The organism is Methanosarcina baltica (assembly GCF_055394095.1).
The window spans coordinates 2,332,021-2,355,890 of the sequence record NZ_AP042463.1 but is presented as its reverse complement, the minus strand read 5'-3'; the positions used below and the strand labels follow the sequence as shown (position 1 = coordinate 2,355,890).

General features: G+C 45.1%; 16 protein-coding genes. 2 read left to right on the top strand and 14 right to left on the bottom strand.

The genetic code is table 11. The features are described from left to right. Positions 1–355: 355 nt before the first annotated feature. The 6 genes from ACZ5QV_RS10280 to ACZ5QV_RS10255 all read right to left on the bottom strand — a co-directional run bounded on the left by ACZ5QV_RS10280 (position 356) and on the right by ACZ5QV_RS10255 (position 9,129). Complete coding sequence (locus tag ACZ5QV_RS10280; protein WP_464602085.1) at positions 356–1,183, bottom strand: PIN domain-containing protein; 828 nt, start codon at positions 1,181–1,183, stop codon at positions 356–358. A gap of 12 nt (positions 1,184–1,195) precedes the next feature. Continuing rightward, positions 1,196–2,758: an IS66 family transposase gene (tnpC, locus tag ACZ5QV_RS10275; RefSeq protein ID WP_464599444.1), complete on the bottom strand. Its 1,563-nt coding sequence runs from the start codon at positions 2,756–2,758 to the stop codon at positions 1,196–1,198. 63 nt (positions 2,759–2,821) lie between these two features. After that, a complete protein-coding gene (locus ACZ5QV_RS10270) occupies positions 2,822–3,172 on the bottom strand; it encodes a hypothetical protein (protein WP_464599730.1) in 351 nt (116 codons plus the stop codon). Positions 3,173–3,408: 236 nt separating this feature from the next. After that, positions 3,409–4,257, bottom strand: coding sequence for a hypothetical protein (locus tag ACZ5QV_RS10265; RefSeq protein ID WP_464599729.1), 849 nt, complete (start codon positions 4,255–4,257; stop codon positions 3,409–3,411). A 135-nt stretch (positions 4,258–4,392) separates the two neighbouring features. Further along, a complete protein-coding gene (locus ACZ5QV_RS10260; RefSeq protein WP_464599728.1) occupies positions 4,393–6,315 on the bottom strand; it encodes a hypothetical protein in 1,923 nt (640 codons plus the stop codon). A gap of 135 nt (positions 6,316–6,450) precedes the next feature. Continuing rightward, positions 6,451–9,129: an ATPase, T2SS/T4P/T4SS family gene (locus ACZ5QV_RS10255; protein WP_464599727.1), complete on the bottom strand. Its 2,679-nt coding sequence runs from the start codon at positions 9,127–9,129 to the stop codon at positions 6,451–6,453. Between the two features lie 301 nt (positions 9,130–9,430). Here ACZ5QV_RS10255 and ACZ5QV_RS10250 point away from each other — a divergent pair, with 301 nt between their 5' ends. After that, positions 9,431–9,616, top strand: coding sequence for a hypothetical protein (locus ACZ5QV_RS10250; RefSeq protein WP_464599726.1), 186 nt, complete (start codon positions 9,431–9,433; stop codon positions 9,614–9,616). Positions 9,617–9,995: 379 nt separating this feature from the next. On the opposite strand, the gene ACZ5QV_RS10245 is transcribed toward ACZ5QV_RS10250, so the two are convergent. From ACZ5QV_RS10245 to ACZ5QV_RS10220, 6 genes are all read right to left on the bottom strand, one after another. Then, complete coding sequence (locus ACZ5QV_RS10245) at positions 9,996–11,204, bottom strand: DUF2117 family protein (RefSeq protein ID WP_464599725.1); 1,209 nt, start codon at positions 11,202–11,204, stop codon at positions 9,996–9,998. Positions 11,205–11,298: 94 nt separating this feature from the next. Further along, complete coding sequence (locus ACZ5QV_RS10240; protein WP_464599724.1) at positions 11,299–12,015, bottom strand: M48 family metallopeptidase; 717 nt, start codon at positions 12,013–12,015, stop codon at positions 11,299–11,301. Then, positions 12,015–13,553, bottom strand: coding sequence for a type I restriction enzyme subunit R domain-containing protein (locus ACZ5QV_RS10235; RefSeq protein ID WP_464602084.1), 1,539 nt, complete (start codon positions 13,551–13,553; stop codon positions 12,015–12,017). Before ACZ5QV_RS10235 ends, ACZ5QV_RS10240 begins: the two co-directional genes overlap by 1 nt. Positions 13,554–13,625: 72 nt before the next feature. Beyond that, positions 13,626–15,290 (bottom strand): IS1634 family transposase, encoded by a 1,665-nt coding sequence (locus ACZ5QV_RS10230; protein ID WP_464599431.1) that lies wholly within the window; start codon positions 15,288–15,290, stop codon positions 13,626–13,628. Between the two features lie 81 nt (positions 15,291–15,371). Continuing rightward, a complete protein-coding gene (locus ACZ5QV_RS10225) occupies positions 15,372–17,108 on the bottom strand; it encodes a type I restriction endonuclease subunit R (protein ID WP_464599723.1) in 1,737 nt (578 codons plus the stop codon). A gap of 109 nt (positions 17,109–17,217) precedes the next feature. Next, a complete protein-coding gene (locus tag ACZ5QV_RS10220; protein ID WP_464599722.1) occupies positions 17,218–17,511 on the bottom strand; it encodes a hypothetical protein in 294 nt (97 codons plus the stop codon). A gap of 742 nt (positions 17,512–18,253) precedes the next feature. Between ACZ5QV_RS10220 and ACZ5QV_RS10215 the strand changes: the two genes are divergently transcribed. Continuing rightward, positions 18,254–19,111, top strand: coding sequence for a lysostaphin resistance A-like protein (locus ACZ5QV_RS10215; RefSeq protein ID WP_464599721.1), 858 nt, complete (start codon positions 18,254–18,256; stop codon positions 19,109–19,111). 812 nt (positions 19,112–19,923) lie between these two features. On the opposite strand, the gene ACZ5QV_RS10210 is transcribed toward ACZ5QV_RS10215, so the two are convergent. After that, entirely contained in the window at positions 19,924–21,192 is a 1,269-nt protein-coding gene (locus tag ACZ5QV_RS10210) for a restriction endonuclease subunit S (RefSeq protein ID WP_464599720.1), read from the bottom strand. Beyond that, positions 21,189–23,585: a type I restriction-modification system subunit M gene (locus ACZ5QV_RS10205; protein ID WP_464599719.1), complete on the bottom strand. Its 2,397-nt coding sequence runs from the start codon at positions 23,583–23,585 to the stop codon at positions 21,189–21,191. The genes ACZ5QV_RS10210 and ACZ5QV_RS10205 overlap by 4 nt, the downstream gene beginning before the upstream one ends. Between the last annotated feature and the right edge of the window lie 285 nt (positions 23,586–23,870).

The following is a 23,870-nucleotide window of genomic DNA, read 5'->3' as shown; positions in this document are numbered from 1 at the left end:
GAGGGGCAGGCAAAAGAGGTTTTGAAGAATTCGGGCCAGCTGATTGAGTAAATAATACTGTGATTTTAACTTGATTATGTCACATTAACAGTGGCTGAAGTAATTGTCTAATCTGACAAAGTCAAGCTAATATTCAAAATAATATAACTGGATGAGTATAATTCACATTTCGTATTAATGTCATTTCTGTACAAATTCATAGTGTACAAATATGACATTTAGTTGAGATCCTATCTATTAAATAGCCAACATGCAAGAATTATTTACCCATCTTGACAGGGGATCAAAATGTGGATTTAATAAAAGGACAATTGATTATATAGTCGCGTCTTTGGTAAACAGTTACAACAGTTGATTAATCATCTGGTGGGATATACTCAACTTCATATTCAATCGAATCAGGCTCGATATGATGATACCCTCTACCTTCTAATATCGATATAATTGTTTCTCTGAAATCTTCATCAGCGTCTCTTGATTCCCCATCATAACCATTATATTCTAGTATATCTGTACCAAAATTAACATCGAAATTAAACTCCTCTATAAAAATACCGTCCTCAAACTCTAACTCTATACCGTCAATGTCTATAAACCATAATTTATAATTCCTTAAATTAACAGTAACAGCAACTACTTTTGCCTCATCAAAGTTAAATTTCAAATCTTCTACATTAAAACCAAAGCTAGAAAATCTGTATTTAATTTGTGTTTCTATTTTATCTTCAAAATTGCTAGGATCTATTGAGTTTGGAAACAAAGGAGCAAGATTGAAATTAAGAGGAGAACCCTTTATTGAATGAATTTGAATCTTATCTTTGATTTTTAAATAAGAAATATTTATTGTATCAATTTTGAGATCTTTTGAGTTCTCTAAAATAATTCTTAAAAATTCTGAAGGTTTGGAACCATTACCTTTTGCAGGCTTAAAATTAGTGATGTGTATATCTTTACCAGCTAATAATTTAAATTCTCTCAAAGTGCCGTCACTCTTAAAATCTTTTATATTATTTGTCAATAAAATAATTTGATCATTTTCGCTTATCTCTTGGTTCTTTATGTGTTCTATGATGGAATACCATATGACAGTATCTTTAAAACCATTATCCCCAATATATCTCTTTTTTTTCTCATCAAGTTTGGGTTTGAAAGGCATCTTTTTCTCAATTGATTTTTGAACTATTTTTGTATCTATTCAGGGTAAGGGTGGCACATTTTCAATCGCCGCATGAAGTGAACTTATAGTAGGTATATTATTCTTTATTAGTGTAGATATGTATCCCCTAATTCTAAAGAAAACATCTGCTCCATGGGGTTTCCTAAAATCTCCCGATATTTTTTGCTGAACTGTTATCATTCTGAGATCTCTTTCTGCTTGGTTGTTACTGAAAGGAACTCTTAGATCCGTAGCAAACCTCAAGATTTCTTTTTCATACTTTGAAAGTCTATCAAGGAGATTTTTTGCATCGCTCTGCGCTTTTCTTCCTCTTTTAACCCCATTGTCTTTCGAGATTTCAGGTGGAGGATTGTCCTCAAATCCTTTCATTAGTATTGACTGATACTTTTCTTTAAAGGTCTTGAGCGTATCTTCATCTATTTGTATGCCCTGTTTTCTGGCAAAGTCTGCGCATTTTTTAATTTCATATAGGAGATCAGACATCTCCTCAGCCCACACTTGCTTGAATATGTTATAAATGTCTTTAAGTTCTCTTTGAATGTGGACATTACATGCCGCATGTTCACATTTGTATTTAAAATAGGGTTTCCAGAAATCGTGGACTATAATTCCTCTATATTTAGGCAACACTCCCATTTTATTCATTGCTTTTGATCCTCGACTCCTATTATGGAAATAGTATGTATATTTTTTTGTAGAGATTAAATGGCAGTATTCCCCTTGACCACCAACGTCGATTCCAGTTTCATCACCATGGATGACATTTTCTTTTATCAGTTGCTTCTTGATGTGGTTTGTAGCACCTTTCAACTTGTGAAATAACTTATTTTCTGCCCTAATTATTGTACCAACGCTTATATCAAATCCAAAGGCATCTTTAAATAATTTCTTGATTCGGTCATAGGGAATCAATTGGTAGTTTCGGAGGTAAATTGCAATTGTTAAAACCATATTGCCATATTGGACAGGTTTTGTAATTGATTTCGGAAAAGCAGCTTTGTTTTTGCGGTTACAATAAGGACATTTTTTGATCTCAGCACGATGTTCGGTCACTTTACGCCTTACAATTATTTCAAATTCTTGTCTCTTCTCGTAATTTATAACTTCAATCTTCTCAATGTTACAACCACAATGTTCACATTTATGTAGCTTATAAATGATTGTTTTATCAGGATTTTTAATCATCCTTAATGTAGAACCAGGATGCCCTTTTTGGCCGCCAGGACGTCTAAAACTTCCTTTTTGTGAACCTTTTGATTGAGGTATTTTATCAGTAGAATTGTTAGTAGAGGGAAGTCGATTTCTTTTTTGGTTTTGGTTATTCTTTTTTAGGCGAGATTCTAACTCATTAAGTCTTTCTCGAAGTTCGGTGTTTTCGGATTCAAGATTTTCATATCGAGATTCAAGCTCTTCGTGTCGAGATCCAAGATCTTCATACCGAGATTCAAGCTCTTCGTGTCGAGATCCAAGATCTTCATACCGAGATCCAAGATCTTCATACCGAGACTCAAGATCCTCAATATATGAAACAATGGATTCAGGGTCTGAACGGCATTGAGTAAGAATCTCTTCACATTTCATAAACCTCATTCCAAAATCCGATGATTTTTATATTAATCTATATGAAAAAAGTAATTGTTGAGTTTATACGAAATATAAGTTAGAAACAGAGGTAGCTGAATAGATACCTATTTTTTTAAAATAAAAGTCACTACAACAAGGTATGATGATTATATTATTATCTGAGATGAATGATTTTCCATTTGTTTTTAGTTTTTCTTCGAAGTTCCTCCCTATTTCTTCTAAGTCCCTTTTAAGTTTACCTTCTTCAAGATACTTCACAGTTTTTGTTGCTTCTTGCAACTTTTGTTTAGAAATATCATGCTTTATCAAGAAGACTTCTTTTGCTACTATTTCTGGAATGTGGATAAGTATTTCTTTATTATCTTCAAAAACTTTGTTGTACATATTTCTAATTTTTAAAAGTTCGTTCATGGTCCATGTATTAAAAAGTTGATAATCTAATGTATCAACATAGAGCAAGTTTGTATCAATAAAAATGTAAAATTTATCGGGTGTCACAATTTCACCAACATTCTGTGTAATATTTGAAGGATTAACAATATCTAATATTAAAAGTAATGCACTCTCACATCAGATACAAAATAATTTTATTTAATAGAACCCAGAATAGTGACTATCAAGGCAATAGTTACTAATATATAAGCTGGTCATTTTGATATCTTATTGAATAATATCGCATAATATCGAACTGTAGAAATGCACATTGTTAGTAAATATTCGGCATCTTCTCTGGTTACTCTGTATCCTTCATGAGGTCCTATGTGAAGAGAATTCCTTATTTTTTGACGAAGTGATTCAATTTTATTACTTTTCAGCTCATTAACTTCTTCTTTACAGCCCATGTTTACTTCATGAGCCAAGGCAGGTATCATCTCATAATTATTTGTCTTCTTGGAAACAAGCGGTGCTAAGGCTTCAAATGCCATTCTACATTGAGTTAAGGTCTCTTCATATTCGCCTTGTGAAAACATTTTTTGCGCTTTTTCTAACCGGGTCATTATGTCACTGAAGTCTTCCTTGAATACTTCTGAAGAATAAGATATCTCAAATATGCCATAGTTCAAATAACCCATATCAGAGGCCATTTTTGCCCAATCTTTCTGTGATAGTTTTGTTTGATTGATGCTTACATATTGATTATTAAAATAATACCTTAAAAGTCCAATTTTATTTCCTGTTTCTATATTTTCTTTTACAACCATAAATTCAAACCTTACGTCAACTGTTACATCCCCTCCATTTCTATTTTTTTCAATTGCGTTGAATAGATAAGGATCTATAATGAATTCTTCTGTAAATTCATGTGAACCTCTAGAATCAAATACATCATTATAAATTTTAAATATGTTTCCAATACTCAAACCAGAAAGAGATATTTCCATTGAGTAACCAAGTGTTTTGATTTTTTCTTGTCCAGTATTGTCAATTCTTAATTCAAAATGAATTTTCGGTATTGTAATACTACTGGCATTTATATTTTGTATAGTTCCTCTCATAAATTACATCCTTATTTTTATTTTAATTCATTTGAACTTAACAACTATTGAAAATAATACTACATATATCTATTTTAATGAATCGAAATTTGTCTATCTAATAAACACTCATTTGTGAAATGTTCTACAAAATTTTTATACAAAACCCCGGAAAATCACCCTCGAAGCCGTAGTCGTAACCGCGAAAATAATTACCGACAGAGGCAGCATACCCGATAAATCGTAGTGGAGCTGGTTTTTGTCCCCGCCGTATTCGACGGCCCCGGCGAAGCGGGTGAGGATGGCGCAGATGAGGCAGAGGTAGATTCCGATTATTAGGAGGAAGTGGTCGGGGGGGATTGTCTGGGAGAGAGCGGTTGAGTCGAGCTGGACGGGCATGAGACCTGTGTCCTGGGGGACGGTGCTGAGTTTTCCGGCTACGCGGGAGAGGATTTTTGTTATTACTTCGGAGAGGGCCAGGGTTATTCCTGCGATCAAGGGGGCGAAGATTGCGGCGGTTGAGCGCATGGTGGCGGTTACGTCGTAGAGGGAGCGACGGATTCTTTCTTCGACGTCGCTGAGTTCCTTCAGGTGGTCGGCCATTTTTATCAGGGCTGTTCCTGCGGCTTCGTGGTTTTTGTGGACGCTTTGCGTAAAAAGGAGCATGGTGTTTCTTATCCGTTCCGAGTAGATGTGCCGGAAGGCCCCGAATTCCTCGTCGAAGATTGAGGCCTGAAGGGTTGTGCGCATACTCAGGAGGTTCATGGAAATCCGCTCAAAGGCTTCTCCGATCTTTGAGCCTTTAAGGGCTTTTGCGGTTGCGGAAAAAGCCTGCTCCGGAGCTTTTCCTTCCGAAATCCTGCGGCCCAGGACAAAAAGGGAATCCGAAAACTCTCTTTCCATCTGCTGGAGTTCGTCCCTTATCTTCTTGTAGGGAGCCGAGGAGAGGCGGAGGTAGATTGAAAGGGCAAAAGCCCCTCCCAGAATCGGGGGGAGGGTCGGAAGGAGCAGACCTTCCAGAGGAACGGTTGAAACCAGGCCGCCCGGGTTTCCGAATTTCTGAAGGAGGTAGGCCGAGGGGGCCAGCAACAGAAAGCAGAGGGTTGCGAGCAGGAGGGCAGTCTGTTTCTTTTTCTTAATGTCCGACAGGGCCGGATGGGAATCCGGGATTTTCAGAGGCATGAAAGCGATTGGACGCTGGAGAAGAATGAACTCGGAATAGACTGCCGCAAGCAGGGGAAAAAGGAAGTCATAGAGGAGCACGAGGTCCATAAACCCGGGCTTCATCCCGACCACCGTGGCCGCCGGAATGAGGGCCACAAGGGCCAGGGGGATGAGGATGAAAATCGAATAGAGGATGTAACTCGGGGTCTGGAGTTTTGCGGAATACGAGTCCATCAGCCGCTCCGTACCCTCAAGGCTGACGTCCAGAGCGCGGTTCAGGGTGAAGACCCGCTGGGCCTCGTCAGGCTCGGCCGTGGAACTTTTTATAAGGTGAAGCGAGCGCCTGAAATACTCGGTATTCCGGCCCCAGAGCTCGGCAAAAGAGAGCAGGCCCTCATCCATGCTACTGTAAACCCGGAGGTTCAGGTCCCACACAAGCTTTTTCAGGTCCTTTGCAAGCGGCCGATCCGAATTCCGGGCCGCAAAAAGAACAGAGTGTTCCAGGTTAGGGACGAGTTTCATGGACATGACAATGTAGCTCAAAACCTCCGGGATGTCCCCAATGGACGAGATTCTCATGAGCTTTGCCCGGATCTTAACGTACTCGCTCAGGTAGATGAGCACGCCTAAAGGCAGAAGGAAGGTCAGCACTCCAAAAATGAGCAGGGTCCTCGCCTCGAAACTCCTGAAGAGGATAAGAAAAAGGTCGAGTCCGAAAAGGAGGCAGAACACGGCCAAGGTCCCGAGGTAGGAGAAGAACACAGTCTCGAAAGGCTCCAGGTCAAAACCCGTGAAGTGAAGGGAGTCTCTGTATTCCGGGCTCACGCTCTGCTCACATTTTCTTTGAAAAGCTCGTTTGTCCTGAAGCACAGGAGGCCTACCCCATTTCCGGGCCGTACTTTTGCAGGCTTTCACGTACCAGTTTCCTGACCGGTTGCCTGATCTGCTGCCTGATCCGCTACCTGATCTGCTGCCGGATCTGCTGCCGGATCTGCTGCCTGACCTGCTGCCGGATCTACGACCAGATAGGTTGCTCGTTTCCATTCCTTCTCACCTACCCTGAACCGTATCCGAAAACGTTTCCGGAAAGCTGTCCGACAATTCTTCCGAAATCCTGTCCGGCAATTCTTCCGAAACCCGGTTTTTCGGCCCCGAAAGGTCCCGGTTTTCCGGGAAAGTGTGGGAAAATGCCTCGAACCACCTTTCCCAGCAGGTGTAGAGGGCATCGAAATCCGGTCCTTCCTGCTCGTTTTCCAGGGAATCCATGAGCAACCAGAACATATTATTGGACCTGGCGACGGCCCCCGCTTCCAGAAGTCCGGGCCTCGACCGTCCGGCATCCGCGATCTTTTCCTTCATCCTGGTCCGCATATCGATATTTTGGAGCGCCAGGTCCACGGAAATACCCCATTTGCGGGCGATTTTCTCGACCAGTTCGGACTGTCCCTGTTCAAGCACCTCGCTGGGTAAAAGGAGGTCTTCTGCGGCATCGTATTCCAGGATGGAGGTAAATACATCGTCCGCCCCAGGGTTCTCGGTTTCTCCGTTCCTGACCTCCGCTATCTGGCTGACCCTTTTTATGCGCCTCATGCTCCCCCCGGGCCTGATATTTGAGCAGACCACGACTGCGTCCGTAGCCTTGAAGGAGGTGGCGGGCACTCCCAGGGTATGCACGATCCTCTCATACACGTTTTTGACAGAAGAGCCGTGGATAGTCCCGATAACGGAGTTTCCGGCCTTTCCGACCTGCATGGCCTCATAGAGCACCTTCACTTCCGGCCCCCGGACCTCCCCGAGCACAAGGGCCGAACTCCCGAGCCGCAGCGCTGCCCGAAGCGCCGTATCAGGGCTGAACTCGGCCCCGGATTTCAGGATAGAGGAACGGGAACTCATACCCTGGACCTTCCAGCCGAGGGCCTGCAAATCCCCGACCGGGAGTTCGAGAGTATCCTCAATCGTCAGGATGCGGTACTTCTGCGGAATTTCAAGCAGCATGGCCGAGAGAAGCGAGGTCTTGCCTGCGCCCACCTCTCCCGCAAGCAGCACCGAGGCCTGCCCGTCCATGAGAAAACTCAGGAAACCGGCTGCAAAAGCCGATATGGAACCCGTGTTTATCAGCCGGGGAAGGGTCCAGGGGGTAAGGGCGTGTTTCCTGAAGGCATAGGCCAACCCGTTTGCGCTCAGGGGGTCGCCTATCACCGAAACCCGGACCCCGAAGTCTTCCAGGTTCAACTCCAGCACCGGGATGGCCTCCCCGAAAGGCCGACCGCTGATGGTCCTGAACCTTGAGACGAGCGAGTCGAGGTCGTCCTGGGAAAAGAAAACGTTGCTGACGCACTCTTCCCCGTCCAGCACCACATGCACCGGGTTTTTGTCTGCCGGTGCGTTGATGTAAACATCCGTAATCCTTTCGTCCGAGAGCAGGTCTTCCAGGATTCCAAGCCCGTTTGTGTACCTGGCCAGCAGGTCGGAGTAGTTTTCCAGAAGGGTCGGGGTCAGAGACTCTTTTCGTTTTTCGTTTTTCTCCCATTCCTTTCCCCAGGCTTTCCTTTTTTCTTCTTTTTCTCTTTTCCTTTCTCTTTTCCTTTTTTCGTCCCTTTTTTCTTCTCTTTCCTCTTCCCGGGCTTCGAGCAGGAAGTCCCGCGCCATGCGCCTGAAGTAGCGCCTCGCTCCCGCAGGGTCTGCAAAGGAGAGGTCTTCGGGCCTGTGCAGTATCATTTTCTTCCTGGCCCGCTCAAGCAGTTTGAGGGCGTCCGGCCGCAGGTTGTATTCCGGGGGCCTGATCAGGTAGAGCTTTTCGGGCCTGTCCGTGAAACGGTAGAGGGAAAGCTCAAGGACCCGTTCATCTCCCCGGCTGATGTCGTAACATTCAAGAAATTCAGTATTATCGGGAGCCTCGGTGTAGATCCGGGAGGTAGAAAAAGGAGGCCTGACGTAAGGTTTGGCCCGGGCTTCGTAATCATCCACGGAAAGGCGCCTTCCCGTCCCTGAAAAAGAGAGAAGGGAACTCTCCTGCCCTCTCCCGAACCCGGAGGCTTTTTCCCGCATTTCGGAGAGAAACGTGTAAAAAGCTTCGGAACAGGCCCTGCATTCCGGATTTGAGGTAGGCAGGAGTCCCGCCACCGCTTTTTGAAGAAGCCGTTCAGCTTCCGGGCCTGTAAGTTCCTCAAAGGCCAGAAGAGGAGAACTTTCCGAATATTCAAGGACGGAATCAAAGAAGGCTTTTCTTTCCGGGGCACATTCCTGGTCTTCGGAGGCCGGGCAGGAGTCAAAGAACGTTCCGAGATTTCCGTAAGCTGCGGTGCAGTCCCTGAATTCCGCAAGGGCATAGAGCAGGGCCAGGGCCTTTCCCTCGTATTCCCTTTCGTAAAGTCTGGAAAGGACCAGACTATCAGCCCGCCCCTCCTTCAAAAGGATGCTGAAGAGCTTCTTCCGGCAGGGCTCATAGTTCAGGGAAGAGGCGCCCTCGCATTCCCTGCAGTTGACCAGGATGGTGTTCCGGTTTTTCGTGCTTTTGATTTTGTAGGGGCAGGGCTCTTCTTCCTTATCTTCCCCTTTAAGCAAACTGGAAAGCTGGTTACTAAGTGCGTTTATTATTTTGTAAGGGTAAGACTCTTCTTCTATTTTCCCTGTTTTTTCCCCTTCTATTTCTCCTTCTTTTTCTTCCCCTTTAAGCAAACTTGAAAGCTGGCAGCTAAGCGCGGTTAATAATTTCGGTGTATCGCTCAAGAAACAAATCCCCCGTTCCTAAATAATTTTACATACTCGCCCCAACTATTAAAAAATTATGATTGAAGAGAGGGAGAATGAGAGAAAATGAGGGAAATAAGAAAAAATAGGGGAAAATATACTCATACAGGTTTGGTTTTCAGAATTATGTTGGGATGTCGCCTTGCATTTTGATGCAAAAATTCCGAATTGTGTTTTTGTTGGTGGAATCGTTTGGTGTGTGCATTCAAACCACGGAAAGTCACGGAAAAAGAATGCAGGAAGACGACAAGTACGGTTGCTCTGGTGTTTTTCAGTCCGCTTGAGTGAGCGAAGCGAGCGAAACGGACCTCGTGCTCCCGAAGCGAAACTCGGGGAAGACGGCAAGTACAGTTGCTCTGGTGTTTTTTCGTCCTCTTTCAAGAATCCAGGAGTGTTTTTTGTCGGTGGAGACTTTTGGTGTGTGCATTCAAAAACCACGGAACACACGGAAGACACGGAAAAATAACGATGAAAGACGACAAGTACAGTTGCTCTGGCGTTTTTTCGTCCGCTTGAGCGTAGCGAAACGGACCTCGTGCTGTTGCGATTTCATCGCAACTCCCAGGAAATCTTCGATTTCCTGTGATCCCGAAGCGGAACTCGGGTGCCGAAGCGGAACTCTGGGAAAACGCCATTTAAGGTTGCTCTGGTTTTTTGTCCACCGTTGATTCTGAATCGATTATTTAAAGCCTCGGCATACTCACCGGCCATCAGGCCGGTTTCCGTGTGTTCCGTGTGTTCCGTGGTTGGAAGTCCTCTTGATAGTGATTTTGGACCGAGTACTTCAAAATTCCGAATTTTAAAGCTGGGTGAGTATAAGAGAAAATAAGAGAAAGTAAGAGTTTTCAGTACTCGATTATCCTTTCAGTCAGGGGTTCGGCCATTTCCAGAATTTCCTTTTTCAGGGAGGATATATCCTCAAAGTAGGCGGACGTGCTTACATTGAAATATTTGTTTTTCAGCATTTTTCCCACAATGTCGTCCTTTCCGGCCCGCAGGCAAAGTACTATAGACCCAGACAGGACCTCCGTGTATTCCGCAACCTCATCGCTGTCTCCGTCCGTGATCCCGAGGATAGGAATCCCGAGCCTGGAGAGAATATCACCCGCAATTGCAGTTGTGTCGTCTCCCACCGTGACCGCAAAGTCCGCGCCCCGGGTCAGTTCGAAGCAGCGTTCTGCGGCGTGGTCTATGAACACTACTTTTCCGCCCGAACCCTTGCCTGAAGCCTTGTTTCCGTGAGGGAGGGCAATCCTTACCGCTCTTTTCAAGTCACCGGGTTTTTTGGATGTGGGAAAACTTCTCCTTATGTTTCCGCTTTTCACCCAGGCATTTTCAAGGTCAAGCGGGACTCTGTCTTCGTATTGGTGGAGTTTTTCGAGTCCGTGCTCCTTTATGCATCCCCCTTCAAGGTATGTTATGAAACCGGCTTCCGAGATGATCCGAACCTCGGAGGCTTCCGCTTTTCCGATAATGATCCCGTTCACAAAGACGTTTTCTCCGGGAAAAACACCGGAGACTTTCCGGACGATGCGCTTTTCCCTATTTTCAGATTTTTCAGGTCCCACTTCGGTTTTTTCGCAGCCACCGAAGCCACCGAAGCCGGAAGGCTTAATCCCGCAGGCTTTCCCGGCGGAAAGCCCGAGCAGGTCTGAAAGCTTCTCGACAAAGGCCTGCCCTTTTTCGTTCAGGGGAATTACCTGCCCGCTGGGATTTCCGGGGCTTTCGATCTGGAGGAGCGGTTTTTTCTTCCGGTCCCGGAGCCGGGCCGAAACCATTTCCCCGAATATCTGGCCGGTCTCAGGGGTTTTTCCTGTGTTCAGGAGGCAAACGAGGTCGTGTTTTTCAAAAAAAAGTTCAATGCAGGCACTCGGTTTCAGGGAACTTTCTATGTCTATGAGCCCTTCGAGTCCGGCGTCAATGATTGCGGTTTTTCCCATTGTCCCGCCAAGACTTGCCCGGACTTTGCCGAGTTCACTTAATTTTTCAAGGATCTGTTCGGCCTGTCCGGAATCTATAATTTCGGGGCCGTGGATAACTACGCCAATTTTCATATTTAAATATTAATTCTTGAGAAGAGATATTAATATGACCCTGTAGCCGGGACTGTGAAAATGATATTTGATACCAAATTTCAGGGAAATTGCATCAATAAATCCATTTATCATGACTGACCGGCAACTGATTCAATTTATCTCTGTAGAATTGCCATTTAAACATGAAGCTGTCCATTAGTGCGATAAAGCGAGAATTATGCGTCGGTTCCCGCAGATGTGTCATTTCATGTATGATAATGTATTCGAGACATTCCGGTGGTTTCTTTGCAAGTTCGGTGTTGAGTCTAATGTTAGCTGCTTTGTGGTTACAGCTTCCCCATCTTGTTTTCATCCGCTGCACAAAGAAGCGCTCGACCTTCACGTCCATGAGTGGTTCCCACTTTGCAATTAACGGGGGTACGGCTTTCTTGAGCTGCTCGCGATACCAGGCATCAATAACAGCCTGTTTCTTTTTATCGTCCGCTCCAGGCCGTACTCGCAGAACCATTTTGTGATGTTCCAGTTCAACCGAAGGGGCTTTATTGACTTCGATAATTTTAAGCAGGTAGCGCTTCCCCCATACGTAATGGCTTTCAAGGTCCAGATACTCACGTGGGGTTTCACGTTCCTGCTCCTGGAATTTTTTCTGCTGCTGCCTGATCCAGCCCAGCTTTGAAATGGCGAATATGCGAATCGTATCTATATCCATTCGCAGGGGAGCGGAGATCCTGACTCTGCCGGAGGGAGGATACACGCCCAGGTGAATGTTTTTGATGTCCTTGAGCACCACGTCTACTGTGATATCACCGATTTTTATCTGCGTGGTCATTAGTATTCCTTTTGTGCCTTGATGATAATGAAGATACGCTCTACCTCAGCTACGTCAGGCAGGATGTCATACAGGGCTTTCTTGATCGCCAGCTCACGAGGTCCAACCCCACGCCAGTCATCGGACTTGACCTGCTTTACTGCTTCATCGAGCTTCAGGGCTAGGTCAAGGACCTGATCGCCAGAAATTGTGTATTCTTCATTTTCTTCTACCATGTCTCCGGAATTTTTTCCGTGATTTTGCAGGTTGAGGTTTTGCAGGTCGTGGTTTTGCAGGTTGCTGTAGAGCGCCCTTAGCGCAGGGCTTGTTTTGAGTACTTCGAGGATATCGTCCTCATGTCCGGCTTCCACTTTCTTTGCCAGGTCGGCAATCTGTTTCAAATACTCTTCATACTCGATGGCTTTGGCTTTCCTGGCGGCGATTATTTCATCCAGCAGGGCTGACATCTTCTCATAGTAAGCCGGATCGTTCAGGTTCTCTTTGATTATCCTGCTGCGGACATTGTTCTCGATAGTCTCTGCCACAGCGTTTTTGTTACCCTTCAATCCGCCGAGCCGGGTTGCGATGGCTTTGTCAATCCCTGTTTTTACTATCAGATCCAGCAGCGGCATATCTTCAAAGGCCGAGATCTTTTTGGGCCCGGTTGCCTCGATGTAGGTGTCGATAAGGTGGCGCATGTCCGCTTCGTAGGCTTTCAGGTCGAGGCTTTCCCCACTGGCCTTGCGGATAAGCTCGCGGATGTTCAGGTAATATTTTAGCTGTTGTTCAATGCGGGCGATGCCTGAACTGCTGTATCCTGCGGCTTCCAGTTCGTCGGCAATGCCTGCGTAGGCCCGGACCAGGGAAGCTGTGGCTTTGTAGAGGGCTGCACGTTGCGGTTCGTGGGCCTGGAGGTCAGCCGGGATTTCCGAATTTCCGCAAAAGTAGTGAATGTGTTCCAGTTCGCCTTTCGGGGGTTCGACCGGCTCGCAGAGCAGGGCCAGGGTTTCCAGGGCGGAGTCAAGCTTTTCCTTACCTTTTTTCAGGCGGTCCTGCATGAGCACTTCCGGATTGGCCCCTTCTGTGCTGTGGTCCAGTTCGGAGGTGTAAACCTGAAGGGCTCCGGTTCCTTTGTCGTTGACCAGATTCCTGAATAGGTCCTTGTAGTCCACGATATACCCGAAGTCTTTGTCCTCGCCGTCCAGCCGGTTGGTGCGGCAGATTGCCTGGAAGAGGCCGTGGTCCTGCATTGATTTGTCGATGTAGAGATAGGTACAGGGAGGCGAATCAAAGCCGGTGAGCAGTTTATCCACAACGATTAGCAGCTTCATGTTTGCTGGCTCTTTTGTGAAAAGGGCCTTTGCCTGCTCTTCGTAGGTCTCGGTTTTTGTCATTCCGGGGTTGGCTTCAATGTCTTTGAGCAGGTCCGTGTAGGTGGTGTAGATGAACTCTTTATCTGTCTCGCTGTTTGCGCCGGTGTCTTCTTTTGTCACGTCCTGTGAATGGGGGTTGTAGGAGGTTACCACGGCGCATTTGCCTTTGACTTTACTTTCAAAGATGCATGTTTTTCCGTTATCAAGCGGCTTTGTTTGTGTGGGCCTAAGGAATGAATAATCCTACTGATGACGTTTTTATTGGGGTGGCAGGTAATTACCCAGGTTCAAGAAAGAAAATAATGATGCTTGCTTTGTACTCATCTCTTCCAGAATAATATTACACTTATTTGATTCTTTATCCTGGATAACTGCCAGCCTAATTTCGGACAAATTTTCAATTAGTCTTCTCATAGAAAGACCATATCTCTTTGTCTCCCAGGCTAAATATCTGTAGAAAAGTAAGCCAATTATAGACAGAAATACGTGAACTTTGATATTTTCATCTTTGTGGTGGTACACCGGTCCCACAGGGACAAGCAGGTGATCATTCAATAGCTTAAAATCATCCTCTATAGCGCCTTTATTGTTGTATGTTTGCACAATTTTTTTAGTGTGCCAACGGTGCTTATCTGTAAATAGTATATTTTTTCCTAATGAATTTTCGCGCTTATTTTTATTCTCTTCGTCAATCCAGAACTTTAACTGAGGTTTTTTCTTACCTTCAGGAGCATCAGTAATTTCATATTTCACCATACTTCTGTATTTTTTGATAATAATGTCTGCAACCTCTTTTTCTACACTGCTCCTGTTTCTTGCTTTTCCTCTGTTGCTTTCCAGTCTCCTCTGTAGGTCTTCCAGATTCTCAGTTATTTTTGACATATTTGACTCACAAGTTCTTTTTTGAAGTTTGTGAGTTCCTTCATTGAAAGTAATTACTGTTGTAAATTCTGTCCCGTAAAACTGATGCTTTGTCCGATAGCCATAAATTTTGTGGCCTTCTGAGCTTTCATATAAAAATTGATATTTAGATAATGGCACTTCAAGAAGATCATCTGCCTGATTTGCTTTTACAGCCCCTACAAAATTCATCTTTGAAGTTGCTTTTTCAATGTTGTCCTTTGAATTGTTTCCCTTATCAAAAACAAGAACAAGGTCTTCCGAACAAATATTCAATTCGGTTAGACGGTTTACTATTTTGTCAACCAGACCTGAAAATTCCTCTGAATCATGCACATTTCCTGGATATGTCTCGTGAATAAAAGGTAAGTTGTAATCATTAGCAGCCAGCGCTACAGATACCTGATTTTTGTCTTTACGATGCTTTTTGTTATACCCTTTATGAAGCAATTCACTTTTTTCATCATAATTGGTAGCATAAGTGAACCAGTTTGATTCATCCACAAACAGTACTGAAGGGGTTAGTCCTTTTTCGATGAGAACTCGGCACAAATCGTCTTCAATATTTTTCATTGTGTCGGAATCAATGTAATTCATATGATTCAAAAAATTCTGACAATTTAATTTATGAGGGAATTTCCACTTAAAAGATAAGGCCGATTTTTTGAACCATTCCCCAATACCGTTTTCACTTAAAACTCCATGAGATTTCCCCACTATATCAAGTAAAAGATACTCTCCGACACTTAAACCATCGATTGATTTTTTCATAGTGTGCTTGTTCACTATGTCAACGAATCCAAGCTCTTCATTCACATGAAGAAGTGCGGCAAGTTTGCCGTACTCAAAAGATTTCAGTTTCATGTAGGGCAATGATTCACTCTGTTTTTTCATTTCAAATATTTTTTCGGCATTGCCTAAATATATCTGAAATATAGTTTTCACTTTTCCATCAATTCTGCCAGTTTTAATAATATACCAGTATTTTTTACCGTTGATTATTTTCTGTTTTAAAAAAACCATGATATAAATTTAGGTTCTACGTATATAAAGATATTTCTTCAAAAAACAGATACAATAGGCTTTTTAAATGTAATTTAGAACTTAGGCCTTACAAATATTTTTTTTAACGGATCTTCCTTGCCACTGATTTTTGTGGCAAATCAAGGCAAAAATAGCTCTTCTTTGAAAGCTGAGTTTGAAAACGGTCTTCTGGAAATGGGTGAAGTACTTACAGGCTTCGTGAATGCTTGAGGCTACCAGAAGGGCATTTCCGCGTTCGCGTGATATGCGTGGCTTTACGCTAAAATCGAAGATGATGTCTCTTACAACCTTTTCCATGCGAGAGCGGGAACTGAGCACTTTCTGCATGGTGCCCCAGTGTTTCTTCAATTCGTCTTTCTGCCAGTCGTTGAGTCCTCTGGTCTTTGCCTCAAACCACAAATCGATTTTTTCCTCGGAGCCGAGAAGCTGGTCGATGTCCCGGGCTTCATAGAGCAGGTCAAGCACCACTTTGTCTTCTACCGCTTCGCTGAATTTGTAGGTGTGGATGTAGCCGCCGAAGACTTCCAGGCTGGTCTTTTTATCCTTTTTAAGGAGCGGCGTACCGGTGAAGCCAATGAAGACCGCGTTTGCCATAATAGCCTTCATCGCCCGGTGCAGTTTATCACTCTGGGTCCGGTGGCATTCGTCCACGAAGACGAAAACCTCCCCCACGGTTTTGCTCGGTTGGGCCTCAAGGTCCTTTATGAAAGAATCGAAGTCGTCCACGTCCCTGCGTCCGAACTTGTGGATCAGGGAACAGAGCAGGCGGGGTGTGGCCTGGCCGAGCTGGTTCATGAGGTCCCACCCGCTCGTGCTACGTTTGATTGTTTCGCCTGAAGCGTTAAAGACTCCCTCGATCTGTTTGTCCAGCTCGTCCCGGTCGGTGACGATAACCACGCGGGAATCGGGGTTGTTTTCCAGAATCCATTTGGCCAGCAACACCATGACGATGCTTTTTCCACTGCCCTGGGTGTGCCAGATGATCCCGCCTTTGCGCTGCCGTACATGTTTCTGTGCGGCCTTGATCGCGAAATACTGGTGCACTCTTGGCAGTTTCTTAACCCCGCCGTCAAAGAGCACGAAGTCATGCATCAGCTCAAGAAGCCGGGCTTTGTTGCAGAGCTTGAGCAGGTATTTATCGAGCTTGAAGCGGCTGTTATCTTCTTCGTCTTCTTTCCACTTGAGGAAATATTTCTCAGGCGTGCCGATTGCGCCATATTTCAGGCCTTCGGAATCGTTGCCTGCAAAGATGAACTGCACGGTGCTGAAGAACCATTCGTTGAACTCAGGCTGCTGATTGGACAGGTTCTGCCGGATACCGTCTCCTATGCTCACGCGGCTGTTTTTCAGTTCCAGCACGCCGATTGCGATGCCGTTCACGTAGAGCACGAGGTCAGGCCGCCGCTCACGCTTACCTTTGAGGGTGACTTCTTCGGCTATGGCAAAATCGTTTTTTTCCGGCTCCTCCCAGTTTATGAGGCGGACGTTTTCCGTAACCTTCCCGGCCTCGGTTTTTACGGGAATGCCATAACGCAGCAGGCTATAAACGGCCTGATTGTTTCCGTAGAGGCTCTGGTTGTGTCTGTTAGCCGCGGATTTCAGCAAGTCGATTGCCACACTGATCTGGAGCTGGGTGTAGCCGCTTTTTGTCAGGTAGGTGCGGAGACGTTTTTCCTCAATGTTGCTGTTGTCTTCCCGGTCAATCCAGTTGCCGAGGTATTGGTAGCCAAGTTCGTCACGGAAAAGAGAGATAATCCGGTTCTGGGTGGCCCGTTCGCTTTTTCCTACAGTAGTCATACTTCATTACTTCCCACATAATTGGTACATGCAGCAGTCCATTTCCCATCATTTGAAAGTCCCGGGCCGATAATATGACCATCATCGGCGTGCTGTGGAAGAGGCCTTGTCACTCAGTTTCAGCCTGAATACTCAGCAACTCCAGCCGAACATGCTTTCCACGATGTGCTATCCACCATTGTATATCCTCACTATATGGGAGTTTATATGAAGTTGTAGTTTGTCCAGTTGTTCCACCACGTGCAGAGTGTGTGAGGGTGCGTACACCAAGCCCTTCAATATCCATTTCAATGGATTCTTTATCCCTTATAAGGTTGGCAAAACTGCAATCGGTGTACCATAATTGATTATCTCGTATTCGATAAGCCGGATCAAACGCAATAACCTGTTTCTCCATGTCCATGTTTATTACTCCTGGATATTTCACTGGATGATTAACTCTTCATACATTTCTTCCAGCATCTCGATTTTAGTGAATGAATACTTGTAAAGGTTTTTCTGAATTATATTAGATCATTCTTTTCATTTTGACGCAAAAATTCAGAATTTTTCTGATGGCAGTTCCATGTTTAATTCTTGTTGTGTTCTTGAGTGTTGTCTGTGAACCATTGATCATGGTTGAAAATACAGATACATTCAGCTTATTTATGAATATTTATATAATGTTGTTCTGCAACCGATTTTCAATGATTGAACCTCACGACCAAATTTCATAAAGTTATCAAATTTTATGCAGTTTAACAATAGACAGTTGTTATTTATTACTGATGATAATTGTCGGAAAGTCTGTTCATAACGGAAATTGCTGATGGATCTTAGCCACAATCCATCCTCCTAAATAAATGCATATATTTCATGCGCCTAAAAAAGAGGAACCTGGTCTATATGTCCTTTTAAACAAATATAATAATCCTTTTTGTAATAAAACAACTATAATTACTTTTTTTGTTAAATTTCATAGTTATATTCGTTTAATTTTAATATAGGCACTTTTTAACGTCTTTTTTTGAAAATAACCCCTTAGATTATATTAATTATCCTATATATCGCATATTTATTTTTATCATGTATTTAAAAAATTAACAAAGTTTATATGAAATTATAATTTTATATTCATCTAAGTTGTGATTTTTTGGAGGAGTTTAGTGGATGAAGGAAAATCTTCTGTATTCTATACCAAACATGAATTGAATATATTTACTCTTATAAGGAAGATCAAAGTAAACGGAAAGCAAGTAATACCAATAATTTATTGTGGAGTAGGACTTGTAATTATCCCACTCTTAGTGATCGTTTTTGCTGAATTGCTTATCTATTTTAATATGTGTGATGTATGCATGTGGGTATATGATTTCCTTCTCATTGACCTGGCTCTTTCTCAAATATGGGTGAAAAATAAGAACTACCTCAAAGCCCGTCAGGCACTCATGCTGCTTCCAATTCTTCGCCTCGTAAACTTATCAATGCCCATTTTTTATGAGACTACCCTCTATTCTTTTTTATTCATCTATGCTCCTCTGGCAATCCCTATAATTATGGTAGCAATACATCAAAAGTTTACATTTAAAGAGATCGGGCTTACATTCAATAAAATCGGCTATTTTTTCCCTTTATCAATTTTTATAGGGGCTATCCTTGGGGCAAGTGAGTATAACATTATCAAAGCAGACTATCTTATCCCTGACATTTCATTTCTAAACCTGATTAAGCTTACACTTGTGATGGTTTTTTGTGTTGGACTTATTGAGGAACTTATTTTCAGGTCGATCATTCAGAAAAGGCTGGAGCAAGTCTTTGGGTTGGACATGGGGTTGCTAATCTCATCTCTTCTATTTGGGTTGATGCACTCAGGCTACGGCACGCCATATGAAATACTGTACACAAGTTTTGTAGGGGTTATTCTAGGATTTATATTCCAGCAAACGAAAAGCCTTCCTCTGATCGTGCTGACCCATGGCTTTGTAAACGTGTTTCTTTTTGGGGTATACCCTCATTTAACGTAACTGAGGCTTTACCAAAAATTACCAAAATCATTTAAAAGCTAAAATGGGGCCTATAAATGCTTATTTAGCTTAAAAATTATTTTTAAAGCCTTTAAAAAACATGTCGTGTCCGTGAACCATTGATCATGGTTGAAAATACAGATACATTTAGCTCATTTATGAATATTTATATAAAGTTGTTATGCAACTGATTTTCAATGACTGAACTCCACAACCCGTTTTTGTTGATGGGGACTTTTGGTGCGTGCTCTCAAACCACGGAACACACGGAACACATGGAAAAAAAGGCAGGAAGACGGCAATTACGGTTGCTCTGGTGGTTTGTTCACAGTGGGTTTTTAATCGCGTATTTTAAGTCCCGACATACTCACCGGCCGCAGGCCGGCTTCCGTGTCCTTCCGTCGCCCGAGTTCCGCTTCGGGAGCACGGGATCCGTTTCGCTCGCTGCGCGAACTCAAGCGGATTATAAACCTTATTTTGGAAAATTTTCTGTGTCTTTCCGTCGCCCGAGTTCCGCTTCGGGAGCACGGGATCCGTTTCGCTCGCTGCGCGAACTCAAGCGGATTATAAACCTTATTTTGGAAAATTTTCTGTGTCTTTCCGTCGCCCGAGTTCCGCTTCGGGAGCACGGGATCCGTTTCGCTCGCTGCGCGAACTCAAGCGGATTATAAACCTTATTTTGGAAAATTTTCTGTGTCTTTTCGTGTGTTCCGTGTGTTCCGTGGTTAAAGTTCCTCTTGATAGTGATTTTGAAAAGAAAACTTCAAAATTCCGAATTTTAAAGCTGGGTGAGTATAACTGGCACACAGCATTCAGATTAAGCGAATCCTCCCTGTGAGCAGTTCCTGCATCATTCCCTGTTTGAGCTGGCGGGCCTTGGTCAGTTTTTCTTCCAGAGTGGAAATTTCCGCGTCCATGTCGGAGAGGATAGTAGCAATGGCGGTTTGTTCGGGTAATGGGGGTAGGTGAAATTTGAACGATTGAACCATTCCTTTGTTTAGATTTGCTTGTGTGCCCTGTTGTCCCATCGACTTCACATCGTTCTTGAGAGATATCAGATAATAATAAAGGAACTCGTTGCTAAGTTTCTCCTTAGGTCGGATGCCCAAAATTGCCTGACTTGAGCAAAGTGAGATGCCTGCGATACTGCATTCGCCAATGGATGCATACATTGCATAAAGCACTGTACCACTCGGAAACATCTGCGCTGCACTGTTAGCAAATCCCTTTTGGGACAAGTTGCGATCTGTGCTGAGAATCACTTTCCCTCCTTTTGTCATGTCGGAAATGGAAACCCAGGAAATCTCTCCGTCGTAGTAGCTAGAAACGGATGAAGGCGGGGTTCCCCCACTTCCCATATCCGCCACATCTCCCAATCGCTTCGTTTCCCATTCCTCACTAAATCCCGGCAGCCGTTTCTTCCCAGTCAGCAATTCCTGCATGGCGCCCTGTTTGATCTGGTGTTTCTTTATGATGAGCTGCTCCAGGGATTCGATGAAGGCATCCGTATCGGAGAGGGCCTCGGCGATGGCTTCTTGTTCAGCGAGAGTTGATGGAAGAGGAAGTATGATGGAACGAATCTGGCCAAAGTTAAGTCCTTCGCGATTTCCTCCAGCTTGAAAACTGTCTATTTGCCTTTGACCTTGAGCCGAAAGTAAGACGAAGTTGAGGAAGCGAGAATCAACTTCAGTGGCTTCTGTTCTAATAATACAGACGTGCTGATTTACATTTCCTCCAGCCAAACGTGCATCTGCGATTGCGCTGCGACCAATTGAGGCACCAGTGATATTCAAGAGGACATCTTCTTGCCGCAGTTCTGTTGAGGAGAAACTTTTGTGCGTATTATCGTCTATATAGACTAAGTCAGTAAGTAGAAGTGTTCCCCAACCAACGTTCTGGCTTCGGACGAATGGTCTGCCGTATTCTTTGTAATTACTACTTCCTCCTCTGGGGGTGATACCACTGCCAACTTTGATTGCGATATCACCAATCGTCACAGGATACCAATCTTCCGGGATAACCCCCACCTCGGTCTGTTTGTAGCCGGGAGGAATATTCCCGGCGCTGCATTCTACACTCATAACTTGAACCCCATCTTCTCCAGATGCCGGTTTACTTTCGCTTCCAGCTCGGCCACGCGCTCGGTCATCTTTGGCATAGGGGTTTCGTAGCGTTCGGCAAGTTCCTTCACACGCCGGGTGAGGGACTGGCTGATACGGTCCATCTCGCCGTGGATGGCGGAATCGAGAGCTGAGAGCCATTTGTCTTCCACGACCAGCTTTTTGATGTCGGCCTCGGGGAGTTTGGGGTAGTGGGCGTAGGCCTTTGAATCGAGGGCGGCTTCGGCTTCCTTGAGGGCTTTCTTGAGGGCAGCTTCCTCGTTTGCGAGTTTCAGCCAGGCGGAGAGGACATCTTTTTCGTCCTTTGCTTCCCGATCCCCTTTGATCTCCTTCAGGCGGGAGCTGATGCTGGCTTTATTCACCTTTTCAAGTTCGGAAAAAGCGCCTTCTTCGCCTCCCTGTTCTTCCTCAAGCTCGGTCTTCCCGGCGGTTACGCTTTCCAGTTCAGCCGCGAGCTTATCGATAGCTCCCTGCTCTTCGGGGAAGTAGCGGGCCACGATCAGAGACTTTGGCACGAGCTCGCAGATCCAGCCCTTGTCCTTCTCCTTTCCCTTCTTGTCCTTCTCGATAACGCGGGAAGTCTCAGCTTTCCAGCCGTCGGCGGAGATAAGGTAACAGTCGTCCTGCATCATCTCGGCCCAGTAGTCCATCAGGTGCTGATAAACATCGTACTGGTTGATGAGCGGCTTATCCGCGTAGTGGGCGAGCAGGTCTTCGGAGAGTTCGACTATGATCTCTTTCGGGTGGCAACCGGGCTGCAACTGCCGGAGCATAGCAGTGGACTTCTCACGCCAGACCGCGAAGTGGGTATTCATGCCTGTGATGAAAGAGGCGAATTCGGGGTGTTCGTAGATGGCGGGTTTAATGGCTGCCTTATCCACGGCAAGCTCCAGATAACCGGGGCCTTTTTCTTTGAACAGGGTCTGCCGGAGTTCCGGACAGATGGCCCAGTAACGCTTGAGGGCATCCACATCGCATGTGGGAATGCCTCCGTGCAGGTGGCCTTCGATGTCCTGAAGGTCCTCGGCCTGCTGACTGTCGATGTAGCGGGGGAGGTTGAGGTTGAACTCGTTCTTCTCGAGCTCCTCCAGGCTGACCATCCGCGAGTATTTTGGAAGCTCGACCTGTCTTGTGAAAATATCCACTATCCGGTGGAGATCCTGGGCCCGGAGGCGGTTCTTGGGGCCATCCTTCATGAAACCCGCGCTGGCGTCAAGCATGAAAATGCCCCTGCGGGTCCGGGCTTCCTTTTTATCAATAACAATGATACAGGCCGGGATGCCGGTGCCGTAAAAAAGGTTGGCCGGAAGCCCGATGATTCCCTTAATGTAACCTTTACGTACCAGAGCCCGGCGGATCTCGGCCTCGGCATTGCCCCGGAACAGTACGCCGTGGGGCAGAATGCAGGCCCCTTTGCCCGTGCTTTTGAGCGAGCGGACAATGTGCAGCAGGTAAGCATAATCCCCCTGTTTGGCAGGCGGAATCCCAAAAGATTTGAAACGCTCGTAAGCATCGTGAAGCGGGTCGAGCCCGGTGCTCCAGCGTTTGTCACTGAAAGGGGGATTGGCAACGACATAATCAAAGGTCTTCAGGGTCTCCCCGTCCCTGAATTTGGGATCGGTCAGAGTATTCCCCTGCATGATAAGCGCCTCGGGGTTGTTGTGCAGTATCATGTTCATGCGGGCGAGGCCGGATGTGGCCGCGTCTTTTTCCTGCCCGTAGAGGGTTATCCTGGTCCTGGCCTCGTCCGCGACCTTCAAAAGCAGCGAACCGGAACCGCATGTGGGGTCATAGGCTGTTGTGGAAGCGGTGGTCTCAGCCTCGCGGATGCCGAGTATCCGGGCTATGATCCGGCTGACCTCGGCGGGAGTATAGAACTGACCTTTACTTTTCCCGCTCTCCGTTGCGAAGTGGCGCATGAGGTATTCGTAAGCATCGCCCAGGATATCGTCCCCCTCAGCGCGGTTCTTTGAGAAATCAAGGGCCGGGTTCTCGAAAATAGCAATGAGGTTGCTCAGCCTGTCCACCTGTTCCTTCCCGCTGCCGAGTTTACTGGCATCGTTGAAGTCCGGCATGTCAGACAGTTTGTTTGCACTGACAAGAGGAGCGATTATTTTCTTGTTGATCTGGTCCCCGATATCCGGTTTGCCTTTGAGGGCAACCATATCTTTGAAGCTCGCACCCTCCGGGACGGTGATGGGAGCAAAGGGCACGTCGGCGTATTTGTCGCTTACGTATTTGATAAATAGCAGGACGAGAACGTAATCCTTGTACTGGCTGGCATCCATTCCCCCGCGCAATTCGTCGCAACCGGCCCAGAGAGAGGAGTAAAGTTCGGATTTTTTAAGAGCCATTTTCAGGCCTCCAATGAATGTTTACTTTGGAATAATAGGCTGGACCCAAAAGGGTTCCATATGCAGGCTGAAATATGTTTTTCGTTTTTGTTCATACTTTCCCATCTTCTTTTGTATTAACTACCCATTGATTACAGTCAAAATTTATAAATGTGTTCATTTCAAAAAGAAACACGTTAATATGTTCCTTCCACTTAGAATGTTGTAGATTCTTTTGGAATATTAAGGAAAGTCATTCCTGATTTAAAATTCGGATTTATACTCCACCAGCTTTAAAATTTGGTA

Coding starts and splice junctions, on each gene's coding strand:
- tnpC (WP_464599444.1), bottom strand. CDS start 2,758: ATGAAATGTGAAGAGATTCTTACTCAATGCCGTTCAGACCCTGAATCC.
- ACZ5QV_RS10270 (WP_464599730.1), bottom strand. CDS start 3,172: ATGAACGAACTTTTAAAAATTAGAAATATGTACAACAAAGTTTTTGAA.
- ACZ5QV_RS10265 (WP_464599729.1), bottom strand. CDS start 4,257: ATGAGAGGAACTATACAAAATATAAATGCCAGTAGTATTACAATACCG.
- ACZ5QV_RS10245 (WP_464599725.1), bottom strand. CDS start 11,204: ATGAAAATTGGCGTAGTTATCCACGGCCCCGAAATTATAGATTCCGGA.
- ACZ5QV_RS10240 (WP_464599724.1), bottom strand. CDS start 12,015: ATGACCACGCAGATAAAAATCGGTGATATCACAGTAGACGTGGTGCTC.
- ACZ5QV_RS10230 (WP_464599431.1), bottom strand. CDS start 15,290: ATGGTTTTTTTAAAACAGAAAATAATCAACGGTAAAAAATACTGGTAT.
- ACZ5QV_RS10225 (WP_464599723.1), bottom strand. CDS start 17,108: ATGACTACTGTAGGAAAAAGCGAACGGGCCACCCAGAACCGGATTATC.
- ACZ5QV_RS10220 (WP_464599722.1), bottom strand. CDS start 17,511: ATGGACATGGAGAAACAGGTTATTGCGTTTGATCCGGCTTATCGAATA.
- ACZ5QV_RS10210 (WP_464599720.1), bottom strand. CDS start 21,192: ATGAGTGTAGAATGCAGCGCCGGGAATATTCCTCCCGGCTACAAACAG.
- ACZ5QV_RS10205 (WP_464599719.1), bottom strand. CDS start 23,585: ATGGCTCTTAAAAAATCCGAACTTTACTCCTCTCTCTGGGCCGGTTGC.